This is a genomic window from Galbibacter kalidii, assembly GCF_026241135.1.
In the GTDB taxonomy this organism is placed as follows: Bacteria; Bacteroidota; Bacteroidia; order Flavobacteriales; family Flavobacteriaceae; genus Galbibacter.
In genome coordinates this window covers 71,048-84,404 of record NZ_JAPFGA010000015.1, presented here as the reverse complement: position 1 = coordinate 84,404, position 13,357 = coordinate 71,048, and the positions used below count along the sequence as shown (strand labels likewise).

Below are 13,357 nucleotides of genomic sequence, written 5' to 3'. Positions count from 1 at the left end.
AGATGAAAATCATCATTTTCGGACTTGGGAACTTTGGAGCCTCTTTGGCAGTCAATCTTACCGAAACCGGTAACGAGGTCATAGGGGTTGACAATAACATGGACAAAATAAATCTGATTAAAGACAGGATTGCCCATTCCATCTGTATGGACGCCACCAATGAATTGGCCTATAATAATCTCCCGGTGAAAGAAACCGACATAGTCGTAATTGCAATTGGGGAAAATGAAGGGGCTGCCATTATCACAACGGCCATTGTCAAAAAACTGTCAACTGCCAAAATCATTGGTCGTTCCTTATCACCCATCCACGATACCGTATTGATGGCCATGGGAATCGATACCATTGTACATCCCGAACAGGAGTCGGCAGAGCGACTTACCAAAAAGCTCAACGTAAAATCGATGGTGGAGAATTTCGATTTGGACAAGAATTATTCCGTTTCTGAAATTACAGCCCTTCCCGAAATGATAGGGAAATCACTTTTCGACCTAAGCTTTAGAAACAAATACGACCTCACCATAGTAACCATCCTTCGGAAGCGACAACGCAACACACTCATTGGTACTAAAACCATGGTAAATGAATCTATCGGCCTCCCCAACAAGGATACCGTTATTCAAGAAGGTGATATCTTAGTAGTCTTTGGAAGTAACCCAGATATCAAACGGTTTTGTAAGATAAACAAATAATTTACCCTGCATGCTACGGCATGATGATTTTAATGATAGAATGATAGAGGTCCTAAGCACAAAAAAACTAAATGAAGCTCAGAAAGAGCCACTATTAAAAGCAAACATAAACTGTATTGATAAAGATTTTATCAAAATTGTCCCTATCGATTTTGAAAGTACAGCATCCATTGACAATGTAATTTTTACAAGCCAAAATGCAGTAAAATCAATTTTGAACCACCAAATCGAAATTAAAAACTGCTTTTGTGTGGGTGATAAAACCGAAGCTTTGTTGATTGAAAATGGTTTTACCGTTGTAGAAAAAGCCTATCAGGCAAAAACCTTAGCCCGACATATCATAAAAAAACATTCCGACAAAAAGTTTATCCTTTTCTGCGGCGATAAAAGACGGGAAGAACTGCCGAAAGTTTTAGCTGAAAACAATATAGCGTTGGATGAAATTCAAGTCTATAAAACAAAACTCACTCCAAAACAAATGTCACGTTCATATAACGGGGTGCTCTTTTTTAGTCCGAGTGCAGTGGAAAGTTTTTCCCAAAGAAATTTATTTGAAGACACCATTGTTTTTTGCATTGGAAAAACCACCGAAGCCGAAGCCAAAAAACACACCAACAACATCATTACCGCCAATAAAACAACCATAGAAAACGTCATTGTTCAAGTAATAAAACATTTTGAATAGTTGCTAAGCTATAGAGATATATGATTAAGAACGATTTATTTTTAAAAGCATTAAAAGGCGAATCTGTAGAGCGTCCGCCAGTATGGATGATGCGTCAAGCCGGAAGATATTTACCGGATTTTATGGCATTAAAAGAAAAATACGATTTCTTTACCCGATGTCGTACCCCGGAACTTGCAGCCGAGATTACTGTACAACCCATTCGTATCGTAAAACCAGACGCAGCTATTTTGTTTTCAGATATTTTGGTAATTCCGCAAGCTATGAATATCGAGGTAGAGATGAAGCCCGGTCTAGGGCCTTGGTTACCTAACCCCATTCGTTCAGCAAAAGATGTAGAACAAGTAGTGGCTCCGGAGATCAATGAAGAGTTGGGTTATGTAATGGACGCCATTAAACTCACCAAAGAGATGCTGAACGATGAAGTACCTCTTATCGGTTTTGCAGGTTCCCCCTGGACAATTTTGTGTTATGCTGTAGAAGGAAAAGGTTCGAAGAGTTTTGACACTGCCAAAGGATTCTGTTTTTCACAACCCGAAGCCGCTCATACCCTGCTTCAAAAAATAACAGATACGACCATATTGTATTTAAAAGAAAAAGTAAAAAACGGAGTCAATGCCGTTCAGATTTTCGACAGTTGGGGGGGCATGCTTTCTCCTGTGGATTATCAGGAGTTTTCTTGGAAATACATCAATCAAATTGTAGAAGCATTAGCTGAAGAAACCGAAGTCATCGTCTTTGGAAAAGGATGCTGGTTTGCGCTAAACGAAATGTCTAAAAGTAAAGCCTCTGCTTTGGGAGTAGACTGGACTTGTTCTGCCACAAACGCTCGATACCTTTCAGGAGGAAATATCACGCTACAGGGTAATTTTGATCCGTCAAGGTTACTCTCCCCCATCCCGACCATCAAGAAAATGGTTCACCAGATGATCGATGAATTTGGCAAGGACAAATACGTTGTGAATTTAGGCCATGGTATTTTGCCCAATATCCCGGTAGATCATGCCAAGGCATTTGTGGAGGCAGTGAAGGAGTATAAGCAGTAGATAACAGACCCCAATTTTGTTTATTTATGCTTGATATTTTAGAAAAGCACAACAGTAAGTTTGAATATGCAGGTATTTTGTTCAACATTATACTTGCCATTCAATACTTTATACTGTGGTACGCACCACAACCGGATCAGGCTGAAAAAATATGGTCGTTAGGCACATTGATATTCTTTGAAGAAATTATCAACATATCCGGGATGGTTATGCTGCTTAATGGCATTCCAAGAAAATTCAAACTCCTTATAGGGATTCCTCTCTTATTGGGTGTTGGATATGTTTTTAATATGATCATGACAGACAATACTCTATTAATTCTGGTTATTTTTGTAATTATTAATCGCTTGAGGTTTATTTTTTTGGAGACAAACAAAGTCTTATTAAAGCAAATGCATCGCTATACCATATGCGCCTTTGTGCTTTGTATTTTTTTAATGATTTTGGTTGGGACAGCACAAAAATTCAATTATATCCCAAATCTTGGCCTCACAACCGAGTACATATCGGTTTCCGGCTATGATAGATTGATACAGGAAGCTCATAAAAAAGGGTTTTCAGGAGCTTTTATACATCCGGAAATGCTTATGTGCCTGGGAACATTATACTATGGCACACTTATCTTTGTGGAAACGGGATTTTTATTCCACACCAAAAAACTGTTGTTAAAACCAGTAGAAGTAACCAAGAATTCATGAAAAACAAATTCTACCAATACATACAAGATTTACAAAACACCATCACCTCCAAATTGGAAGAAATCGATGGCGAGGCTAAATTCCGTGAAGACCTGTGGGAACGCCCCGAAGGTGGTGGTGGACGAACACGAGTGATCGAAAACGGTAAGGTATTCGAAAAAGGTGGTGTAAACATTTCTGCTGTTCACGGCAAATTGCCAGACACCATGCAAAAAATGTTTGGTGTGGATGAAGCTGATTTTTTCGCCTGTGGGTTGAGTTTAGTCATTCATCCTAAAAACCCGTTTGCACCTACAGTGCACGCCAATTGGCGTTATTTTGAGATGTACAGCCCCCCCAAAGGAGGGGGTTCTAAAAACGAAAAAAACTTTCCCCCTTCGGGGGGATTGAGGAGGGCGTGGTTTGGTGGCGGACAGGATTTAACGCCCTACTACCTTTTTGAAGAGGATGCGAAGCATTTTCATCAGGTTAGTAAAGCAGCTTGCGATAAGCACGATTCAAAGTTTTATCCTGAATACAAAAAGAAGTGCGATGAATATTTCTGGAACGCCCACCGGAATGAAGCCCGTGGCATTGGTGGTTTATTTTTTGATTATTTAAAGGCCACAGAAGACCTGCCTGCCGGTAGGCAAGGAAAATCTATGGAAGATTGGTATAACTTTGTAACTGAGGTTGGCGACAGTTTCCTTGATGCCTATGTTCCCATAGTGGAAAAACGCAAGGACATTCCCTATACGGATCAAAACAGAAAATGGCAGGAAATCCGTCGCGGACGTTATGTGGAATTCAATCTTGTACACGATAAAGGCACCTTGTTCGGACTAAAAACCAACGGACGAATCGAAAGTATCCTGATGAGTTTACCTCCACATGTGCAATGGGTTTATGATCATCATCCCGAAACGGGAAGTGAAGAGGAAAAATTGACAAAAGTTTTACAACATCCGAAGGATTGGGTGTAAATAGCTCCGTTAGGAGTGACATATTTACATAAAAAACAGAAAAACCATGTATCCATTAAGAAGAAATAGACGATTAAGAACCAACGAGGCCATCAGAAGCATGGTGCGTGAGAATATCATCACACCAAACGATTTTTTGGTACCGCTTTTTGTGGTGGAAGGTAAAGGCGTAAAAGAAGAAATTGCTTCCATGCCCAATTACTACCGTTACAGCTTGGACTTACTGGAAAAAGAAGTAAAAGAACTTTGGAATATGGGGTTAAAATCGGTATTGTTATTTGTTAAAGTGCCTGATAACCTTAAAAACAACCAAGGCACTGAAGCCCTCAATCCCGACGGATTGATGCAACGTGCCATCAAAACCGTAAAAAATGCCGTGCCAGATATGCTGGTTATGACTGATGTTGCCCTGGATCCTTATTCGAGTTTTGGTCACGATGGTATTGTTCACAACGGAAAGATTTTAAACGATGAAACCAATGCCATTCTTTCTGAAATGAGCCTTTCCCATGCCCGAGCTGGAGCCGATTTTGTCGCTCCGAGTGATATGATGGATGGTCGGATTTTTGAAATCCGTTCTTTGTTGGAAGACGAAGGTTTTCACAATACAGGTATCATGGCCTACAGCGCCAAATATGCTTCCGCTTTTTACGGTCCCTTCCGTGATGCATTGGATTCTGCTCCGGTAGATGTAAAAGACATTCCGAAGGACAAAAAAGCCTACCAAATGGATCCTGCAAACCGTATTGAAGCCCTGCGAGAAACCAAAATGGACATTGAAGAAGGCGCAGACATTGTGATGGTAAAACCCGGACTTTGTTATCTGGATATTGTAAGGGATATTAAAAATGAGGTAGAAGTGCCCGTAGCCGTTTATCAGGTTTCAGGTGAATATGCCATGATCAAAGCCGCAGCCGAAAAAGGCTGGCTGGACCACGATGCAGTTATGCTTGAACAGATTACCGCCATTAAACGCTCAGGGGCGGATATCATAGCGACCTATTTCGCTAAAGACATTGTTAAATTAATAGGCTAACAAGCTACGTCACCCTGAGCGCAGCTGAAGGGTTGCTAAGGATGTGGTCAGGCTGACAAGCTAATTGATTTTTTATTTTTTCCTATGTAAAATTAATTACTTTTGTCTTATGAGATTCATGGTAATATTTCTTGCTGGCCTTACACTTTTTTTATCGGCAACCCCATGTTGTTTAGCCAAAGAATGTGATTCTAATAACATCTCAACTCATTGTGACGATCAACCGAAAGAAGATCATGATCATACCGATTCAGGTTGTTCCCCTTTCTTTTCTTGTGGAAGTTGTACAGGCTTCAACCTTCCGGTTACTGATATTGCTCCTTTATTTCATTATATTGAGCCTAGAGTTCACATTACATATATTCCACATTTTAAATTATCTGCTTTCCATCCCTATCTATTCAAGCCTCCCCAGTATTTTGATACTTTTAGTTCGTAATCCAATACTTTAATACTCAAATCATTTTTTAAATTAATCATTCTGTGAAAAAATATATTTCAGGGATTATACTGCTGTTCGTATGTAGTATATCCATAGCACAAAACACTTTTGAAGCAACCATTAAAGACCAAGAAACCAAAGAACCGCTTGTTGGGGTGTCGGTATATTTTCCATCCTTGGAAAAAGGAGGTTCCACCGATGTAGACGGGCATATTTCCATTCCTGATATCCCCAACGGAAAACATAACATTGAGCTGTCATATATCGGATATGAAGCGCTAAGATTGGAAAGAGCTTTTCCTTTAAGTGAAAAAAAACAAATCCTGTATATGACCCCTGTCCATGAAGAAATGGAAGAAGTGGTCATTACCTCAACCCGTAGCAGTCGGACCATTGAAGATATTCCCACCAGGGTTGAATTTATAGCCGGAGAGGAATTGGCCGAAAAGGGCAATATGAAACCTGGGGACATCCGTATGCTACTCAACGAAAGTACCGGAATACAAACCCAACAAACCTCGGCTACAAGTTATAATTCCAGTATTCGTATTCAGGGATTGGACGGCAAATACACCCTGCTTTTGCGAGACGGACTTCCACTCTATTCCGGTTATTCCGGCGGATTGAGTCTGATGCAAATAGCCCCCTTAGACCTAAAACAAGTGGAGGTTGTAAAAGGGGCTTCTTCTACCTTGCACGGTGGTGGCGCCATCGCCGGTTTGGTCAATCTGGTTTCCAAAACCCCGGAAGACGAACCCGAATTAAGTTTTATGCTGAACGGTACTTCTGCCCTGGGATTGGACATTAGCGGATTTTATGCTGAAAAATATGGAAAAGTGGGAACTACCGTTTTTGCTTCATATAATAAAGGAACTCCTTACGACCCGGCAGATATCGGTCTTACCGCTATTCCTGAATTTGAACGTTTTACACTGAATCCGCGTTTCTTCCTTTACCTCAACCAGCAAACAGAGATGAACTTCGGATTTCAATACGTGACTGAAAATCGAAAGGGAGGTAACATCAATTTTATTGAAGAAAAACAAAGCACAGGCTATTTTGAGGAAAACAAAACCAATCGTTTTTCGACACAATTGGATATGGTTCATAAATTTTCAGAGCGTTCGCAAATACAATTCAAAAACAGTTTGAGCATGTTCGATAGAACGATTAACATTCCGGATTACACCTTTGCGGGAGATCAGTTGTCATCCTTTTCAGAAATCAACTTTTCCACCGCCAACGACACCATGGAGTGGATCGCAGGAATGAACCTGTGGACCGAAGAATTTAATCAAGCTGAAGGAAGTCCCGATCAAGACCTTAGTTTCTCCAATACCACTTTTGGCCTATTCGCCCAGAATATGTGGAACATCCATGAAAAATGGACATTGGAAACCGGCATAAGGGGCGATTATCAAAGCGATTATGGTTTCTTTTTCCTTCCAAGATTCTCAGCAATGTTTGAACCTACAACCAGGCTCACCTTCCGTTTGGGTGGCGGATTGGGATACAAAACCCCTACCATCTTTACTGAAGATGTCGAAAGGTTACAGTTTCAAAATGTCTTGCCTATTGATGTGAACAATGCCAATCCGGAACGTTCTACCGGAGCCAATTTTGATGTGAATTACAAATGGCCCATCGGAGAATCCCTCACCCTATCGACCAACACACTGTTGTTTTACACACAAATTGACGATCCTTTGATTATGACTTCAAACGAAAATAACAACTATGAATTCATTCAACCCAACGGACATGTAGAATCCAAAGGGATTGAAGCCAATATGAAGTGGAGCTATCACGATTTTAAGCTTTTTGTAGGATATACTTTTGCCGATGTGAAACAACATTATGCAGCAGGTATAACCCAATATCCTTTGGTCTCAAAACACAGACTGAACAATGTCTTGATGTATGAAAAACACGAAAATTTCTGGGTAGGTTTAGAGGCCTATTATTTTAGTCCGCAGGAACTGAACAACGGTGAAACCGGGCAATCTTATTGGATCATGGGATTAATGTCTGAAAAAAAACTGGGCGAGCGCTTTTCTATTTTTCTGAATTTTGAAAATTTCCTGGATACACGTCAGACTAAATTCGGTTCGATATACACCGGTAATATTGACAATCCCGAATTTAACGATATCTATGCTCCGGTAGACGGGTTTGTTATCAATGGAGGATTCAAGCTAAAGCTATAAAGCTGATGAAACTTCCTTAACAACCAGGATAAACCCTTAGTGGGACTAATTTTGTATTTTTAAAGACCTGTCAGGTTTCTAATATCTGACAGGTCTAATAAATAAAAGAAAATCAAGTTTAAATGAAAAAGCTTCTCTTTGTAACTTTCATCTTGATAACAAGCATTATGAATGCTCAAGACACTCCCATAACTGCCTTCCTAGAGAAATGGGAAAACTCTAAAGATTATCTTATCAAAGTTGCTGAAAGCATGCCCGAGGATGCTTATGATTTTAAGCCCACCGAAAGAGAGATGACCTTTGAAGAGCAGCTATTACACATTATGCAAAACATGAGCTGGTTAGGAGCAAACTATTTTCATGTGAAAGAAGCTGAAGTAAGTATCATTAAAAACAGAAAGGAAAGAATTATAGAGAATGTTAAAATCTCTTTTAATTCGGTTTCTTCTGTTATTAAACAATTAAACCTTTCAGAATTAAAAGAACAAGTAGATTTCTTTGCCGGAAAGAAAACCAAACTACAGATACTAAACCTCCTACAAGACCATGTTACCCATCACAGAGGACAACTTATTGTGCATTTAAATCTAAATGATGTCAAGCCTCCAAAATATGTGGGTTGGTAATATTTTAAAAAAGACTTGATTCTGTGAAATTGTATATGGGAATAACACAGCTGTCTTGGTTCTTAGTGGATATATACCTAAATTAGCTACAAATCATTTTTATGGGCTTACTGATATTTTTTGCCTTTATCTCTATCTTTTTTTCATTTTTGTGTTCGATATTGGAAGCGGTATTTCTGAGTATCACTCCTACATTTATCAATCTAAAAAAACAAGAAGGAAAAGCTTACGCATCAACATTAGAGCATTTAAAACAGGATGTTGACAAACCTTTGATCACTATTTTGACCATCAATACCATTGCTCATACTGTTGGTGCTATTTTGGTTGGGGTTCAAGCTGAAAAACTGCCTTATAAAATCGATATCTTCGGTTTTAATATTGTAGGAATTGTTTCGGCAGTAATGACCTTTTTGATTCTGGTACTTTCAGAAATCATTCCAAAGACCATTGGCGCCACATATTGGAAACGACTTGCCAATTTTACCGCCAAAGCTTTAACCGTTATGATCTTTCCTTTAAGATGGACAGGGATTCTTTGGCTATTGCAATTCACCACAAAAATGATCGGAGGTTCCCATGCAGAAGGATCCGTATTCAGTAAAGAAGATTTTACCGCCATGGCCGATATTGCTGAGGAAGAAGGTGTTTTTCAAGAATCGGAATCGAAAGTAATCAAAAACCTTTTAAAGTTTGATCAAGTATGGGCAAAAGACATTATGACGCCCCGAACAGTAATGAAAACAGCTTCTGAAGATATGACCATAGCCGATTTTTTTGAAAACAACCCAAAGCTACGCTTTTCCAGAATTCCGGTTTATAAAGACAGTCAAGACAATATTACCGGTTTCGTACTAAAAGACCAAGTTTTGGAAGCCATGATCAACGGTCACGGAGAAGAAAAACTAGCTACTTTAAAACGTGAAGTTTTTGTTTCCAAAAGAAGCATTCCTATTCCCGAATTGTTTGATAAATTTATCAGCAATCAGGATCATATCGCCTTGGTTGTCGATGAATATGGTTCTATAAGCGGACTCGTAACCATGGAAGATATTATTGAAACACTTTTAGGACTGGAAATTGTTGATGAAAGCGATAATGTTGAAGATCTTCAGCTCCTGGCAAGACGAAATTGGCAGCTTCGGGCTGAACGGATGGGTATTTATAAAAAACCGGAAGACAACAGCAATGAAACAACAAGCAATAATTAAAACCCCTTTGGGTTACACAAGAATTACCGGGGACGAAAACGGAATATCTGCTGTTTCTGTTCTCAATTCTGAAGAAACCATTTCTGAAAGCATTCCTGAATCATTGAACGAGTGTGTGATACAACTCCGTGAATATTTTGACGGAAAACGGCAGAAATTTGATTTAAAATTGAATCCACAAGGAACTGATTTTCAAAAAAAAGTGTGGAACGCATTGCTCGATATCCCCTATGGAAAAACCACTTCCTATTTAAAGCTTTCGCAAACACTTGGCGATGTAAAAGCCATCCGGGCCGTGGCTTCGGCCAATGGGAAAAATCCGTTGTGGATTATTATCCCCTGTCATCGAGTGATTGGCAGTGACGGCAGTCTAACTGGTTATGCCGGCGGACTGCATCGCAAACAATGGCTACTGGAACACGAAAGTCCGGTAACACAACAAAGCTTGTTTTAAGAAAATCATTATATTTAGGTCATCCCTCTCAAATCCAATAGTTTATTATTTCACTTAATTGAAATATTATCATGTTACATAAACTTAGCCTTGAAAACATCCTATTTCTAGACATAGAGACTGTTCCGGAAGTAGAAATGCACGAACTTCTTTCCCTTGAAAAACAAGCCTTGTGGGAACAAAAAACACAATACCAACGCAAAGACGAATACACGCCCGAAGAATTTTATGACCGTGCAGGGATTTGGGCCGAATTTGGAAAAATAGTATGTATTTCTGTGGGTTATTTTACACATAAAGGAGACACGAGGAGCTTCCGTGTCACTACTTTCCACGGAGAAGAAATACAACTCTTAAAAGATTTTAAATCTTTACTGGAAACCCATTATGGCAGTCCGCACAAACTTTTATGCGGTCACAATGCTAAGGAGTTCGATTTTCCTTTTATTGCCAGAAGAATGATCATCAACGGTATTAAACTCCCTTCCAAACTAAATCTTTTCGGCAAAAAACCATGGGAAATTCCGCATCTGGACACCATGGAACTTTGGAAATTCGGTGATTACAAACATTTTACATCAATTAAGTTATTGACCAATATTTTAAACATTCCATCGCCAAAAGACGATATTGATGGAAGTATGGTTCGCGACGTGTTTTACAACGAAAAAGATATAGATAAGATCATTACTTATTGTGAAAAAGATGTCGTTGCTGTCGCTCAGGTATTTTTACGGCTTCGGGGAGACGAAATCCTGGATGAATCTGAGGTTTTGCATGTTTAAATCCTAATGCTTAACAAATTTAGCTCCTGTCGTTTTTCCTCCTTCGCGAACCGTTAACACATATAAACCTGAAGGGTAATTGGAAACATCGATGTTTTTGTTGTATCCGTTTCCGGTGGCAACAACTGTTCCTGAAGCGTTTGCTATTTGATAAGCATCATTACCTTCTGCCAATCCATTGATGGTGATATAATCTACCGTCGGATTTGGATAAACGCTTATGCGCTTCTTCTGAGTCTGAGTACTTACCACTGTTGTATTTTCTTGAGCTGGTTCTTCAATTTCTATTTTTTCCTCGGCTAAGGTTGTAGCCATAAAAACCTCGCTCATCGCAGAACTGTTCCCTGCTTTATCTTTTGCCAATACTTCAAACACATAAGGAGTATCTGCTTGTAAAGCATCAACAGCAATATGGTTATGAGAAACCTCACCAATCATTACTCCGTCCATATACACTTCATAAGCAGCTGTAGCAACATTATCATTGGATGCATTCCAGTGCAATTCCAATGAATTTTGAGTTACAGCGCTCACGTTCAGATTAACAGGAACTTCAGGAGCGTCTATATCGACAAACTTTGTTTTAAAGTCGTGTATTGCACTAAATTCAGACTCAGCCAATTCAGAACAAAGCGTTCTTACTTTCCATTCATAAGTCGTATTTTCAGCTAAAGCTCTTAAAATTGTTTTGTTTTCAGCAATTACTTCAACTTCCCAAACATCGCTAGTGTTTTTGTTATTTGAACTTTTTCTGTATGCCACTTCATATATGGCATCGGTAACTTCTTCCCACTCCAATTGGGCTGTTCTTTCTGTTGTAGAAGCTGTAAGTCTTTCAGGAGTTTCCAAAACGCAGTCATTCTTTTTAACTCCGGTAACGATTACCGAAAAATCCTGAGATCCGCTAGTCAACGCTCCTTTATGTGTAACCGTCACTGTATAGGTTCCGGAAGCATTAGGAATTTCAATTCTTTCAAACGGATCTACATTATTGATTCCTTTTTGTGCCCCACTTTCAGCAGAAGAAACAGACAATGTCCAAGGATAATGAGCATCTCCTTCTTTTGTGATAACGACATCAAGATCGTTCACCAAAACCGCAGTAGCATCATTTAAAACTCCGGTGTTTTTATTTTCATTTGCCATATCAGTCCAAGAAATAGAAGCCATTAAGGTTTTCCCCTCCTCTGCATTAACCGTAAAAGAATATGTTTGTCCTTCAGCAAGTGTTTCTTCTTTGATTACAGATTCAAAACCTGAAGCAGAAATGGTGTTTGCTGCTCTTTTGGCGTTGATAATTCCCCATCCAAATTTGTAATCGGGTCCAGGGAAATCTCCGGCCTCATCAGCAGTATGCAAAGCCAATCCTTTTAAGGTAGCTGCTTTCATAAAGCCACCGTTCATTTCGCTGTAATGCTGTTGTAACAACAAAAGCGATCCGGTTACCCCAGGAGCGGCCATAGACGTTCCTGATTGTGACAAATAACTCTTCTCATCTGTGCTGTATGAAGAATACACATCAACACCGGCTCCGGTAATATCCGGCTTGATTCTTCCGTCGTCGGTAGGACCAAAATTACTGAATGGAGCAATATCTGCTTTTCTAAGATTTCCGTTAGCATCCATTTTAATATTGTCGGCAGCAGCAACAGTCAAACTATTTTTGGCTACGGCATATCCCAACAAAAGATCGTAGGCATCAGCAGCTGTTCCGTAAGACGGTTCTTCATTATACTGATATTGTTGTGTGTTTCCCGCAGCAGTCACCATCAAATAATAAGGAGCATTATACATGATATCATCCCATTCCTGAGCCTGATAGATATAAGCTCCGAAATACCAATCCGGGATGGTTTTACCGCTAATTCCGTAGGAATGATTAGAAAGTAACAAACCATTGGCAGCAGCTTCAGCTACTTCAGCTTCATCATTGGTCCAATCAAACGTTACTCCTTCAGCATTATAGGCAACTCCCTTTGCTTTCGGATCAACCCCGGCAGCCAAAATAGTTCCTAAAACATGAGTAGCGTGACCACTTGTTCTATTGGAATCATCTCCTGATTGTACTCTTCCTCCATATTCCTGATGGCTCATCAAGGCATTACCACTATCCCATACCCCAACATACATCCCCAATCCGTCTACACCCAAGTTCAAGTCTCCATTTTGATACAAGGCATTCGATCTTGATGTGTGTACTATATTGTCGTTGAATGTAGAAAAGTAAATTGGAGCACCATCCGGCCCAATTTTTTCCAACTCCATAAATCCACCATTAGGAAGTTTTTTTGATATTTCCCAACCTTTTCGCTTCGCCATGCTATGCGCTTCCTCCTTTTGCATCATGGCTTTGCTTCTTAGCTTGGAAGAAATCTTTTTCAATGTTCTACTCTGGATATCCTTTACGTGCTTATTTCTTTGGAAAGTTTGTTGTGCAAAAATGTCTTGTACATTAAAAAGTACGATAACTGTAAATACAGTAAATACGGTTTTGTGTAGGGTAGCTTTCATAG

Annotated in this window: 12 protein-coding genes; 11 read left to right on the top strand and 1 reads right to left on the bottom strand. The window is 39.5% G+C overall.

Annotation, left to right across the window (positions count from 1 at the left end):
- Positions 1–2 precede the first annotated feature (2 nt).
- The 11 genes from OOZ15_RS14990 (at position 3) to OOZ15_RS14940 (ending at position 10,844) form a co-directional block, all read left to right on the top strand.
- Complete coding sequence (locus tag OOZ15_RS14990; RefSeq protein ID WP_265957238.1) at positions 3–692, top strand: potassium channel family protein; 690 nt, start codon at positions 3–5, stop codon at positions 690–692.
- A 10-nt stretch (positions 693–702) separates the two neighbouring features.
- The gene (locus OOZ15_RS14985) at positions 703–1,377 is read left to right on the top strand and encodes a uroporphyrinogen-III synthase (protein WP_265957237.1); all 675 of its coding nucleotides are present in this window, start codon (positions 703–705) and stop codon (positions 1,375–1,377) included.
- A gap of 20 nt (positions 1,378–1,397) precedes the next feature.
- Positions 1,398–2,423 (top strand): uroporphyrinogen decarboxylase, encoded by a 1,026-nt coding sequence (hemE, locus tag OOZ15_RS14980; RefSeq protein WP_265957236.1) that lies wholly within the window; start codon positions 1,398–1,400, stop codon positions 2,421–2,423.
- A gap of 26 nt (positions 2,424–2,449) precedes the next feature.
- The gene (locus OOZ15_RS14975; protein ID WP_265957235.1) at positions 2,450–3,121 is read left to right on the top strand and encodes a hypothetical protein; all 672 of its coding nucleotides are present in this window, start codon (positions 2,450–2,452) and stop codon (positions 3,119–3,121) included.
- A complete protein-coding gene (gene hemF, locus OOZ15_RS14970; RefSeq protein WP_265957234.1) occupies positions 3,118–4,083 on the top strand; it encodes an oxygen-dependent coproporphyrinogen oxidase in 966 nt (321 codons plus the stop codon). Before OOZ15_RS14975 ends, hemF begins: the two co-directional genes overlap by 4 nt.
- Positions 4,084–4,129: 46 nt before the next feature.
- Positions 4,130–5,119, top strand: coding sequence for a porphobilinogen synthase (gene hemB / locus OOZ15_RS14965; RefSeq protein ID WP_265957233.1), 990 nt, complete (start codon positions 4,130–4,132; stop codon positions 5,117–5,119).
- A 483-nt stretch (positions 5,120–5,602) separates the two neighbouring features.
- On the top strand, positions 5,603–7,768 hold the full coding sequence (locus OOZ15_RS14960; RefSeq protein WP_265957232.1) for a TonB-dependent receptor: 2,166 nt from the start codon (positions 5,603–5,605) through the stop codon (positions 7,766–7,768).
- 122 nt (positions 7,769–7,890) lie between these two features.
- Positions 7,891–8,394: a DinB family protein gene (locus tag OOZ15_RS14955; RefSeq protein ID WP_265957231.1), complete on the top strand. Its 504-nt coding sequence runs from the start codon at positions 7,891–7,893 to the stop codon at positions 8,392–8,394.
- A gap of 101 nt (positions 8,395–8,495) precedes the next feature.
- On the top strand, positions 8,496–9,605 hold the full coding sequence (locus OOZ15_RS14950) for a CNNM domain-containing protein (RefSeq protein ID WP_265957230.1): 1,110 nt from the start codon (positions 8,496–8,498) through the stop codon (positions 9,603–9,605).
- Positions 9,583–10,059 carry a methylated-DNA--[protein]-cysteine S-methyltransferase gene (locus OOZ15_RS14945; protein ID WP_265957229.1) on the top strand — a complete coding sequence of 159 codons (477 nt, stop codon included), beginning with the start codon at positions 9,583–9,585 and terminating at the stop codon, positions 10,057–10,059. Before OOZ15_RS14950 ends, OOZ15_RS14945 begins: the two co-directional genes overlap by 23 nt.
- A gap of 71 nt (positions 10,060–10,130) precedes the next feature.
- A complete protein-coding gene (locus OOZ15_RS14940) occupies positions 10,131–10,844 on the top strand; it encodes a 3'-5' exonuclease (protein ID WP_265957228.1) in 714 nt (237 codons plus the stop codon).
- A 3-nt stretch (positions 10,845–10,847) separates the two neighbouring features.
- On the opposite strand, the gene OOZ15_RS14935 is transcribed toward OOZ15_RS14940, so the two are convergent.
- Entirely contained in the window at positions 10,848–13,355 is a 2,508-nt protein-coding gene (locus tag OOZ15_RS14935; protein ID WP_265957227.1) for a S8 family serine peptidase, read from the bottom strand.
- Positions 13,356–13,357 lie beyond the last annotated feature (2 nt).

What these genes read in the sequence shown, in the direction of transcription:
- OOZ15_RS14950 (WP_265957230.1), top strand. Translation starts at nt 8,496, where the DNA reads ATGGGCTTACTGATATTTTTTGCCTTTATCTCTATCTTTTTTTCATTT.
- OOZ15_RS14940 (WP_265957228.1), top strand. Translation starts at nt 10,131, where the DNA reads ATGTTACATAAACTTAGCCTTGAAAACATCCTATTTCTAGACATAGAG.
- OOZ15_RS14990 (WP_265957238.1), top strand. Translation starts at nt 3, where the DNA reads ATGAAAATCATCATTTTCGGACTTGGGAACTTTGGAGCCTCTTTGGCA.
- OOZ15_RS14955 (WP_265957231.1), top strand. Translation starts at nt 7,891, where the DNA reads ATGAAAAAGCTTCTCTTTGTAACTTTCATCTTGATAACAAGCATTATG.
- OOZ15_RS14975 (WP_265957235.1), top strand. Translation starts at nt 2,450, where the DNA reads ATGCTTGATATTTTAGAAAAGCACAACAGTAAGTTTGAATATGCAGGT.
- hemB (WP_265957233.1), top strand. Translation starts at nt 4,130, where the DNA reads ATGTATCCATTAAGAAGAAATAGACGATTAAGAACCAACGAGGCCATC.
- OOZ15_RS14935 (WP_265957227.1), bottom strand. Translation starts at nt 13,355, where the DNA reads ATGAAAGCTACCCTACACAAAACCGTATTTACTGTATTTACAGTTATC.
- hemF (WP_265957234.1), top strand. Translation starts at nt 3,118, where the DNA reads ATGAAAAACAAATTCTACCAATACATACAAGATTTACAAAACACCATC.
- hemE (WP_265957236.1), top strand. Translation starts at nt 1,398, where the DNA reads ATGATTAAGAACGATTTATTTTTAAAAGCATTAAAAGGCGAATCTGTA.
- OOZ15_RS14985 (WP_265957237.1), top strand. Translation starts at nt 703, where the DNA reads ATGCTACGGCATGATGATTTTAATGATAGAATGATAGAGGTCCTAAGC.
- OOZ15_RS14945 (WP_265957229.1), top strand. Translation starts at nt 9,583, where the DNA reads ATGAAACAACAAGCAATAATTAAAACCCCTTTGGGTTACACAAGAATT.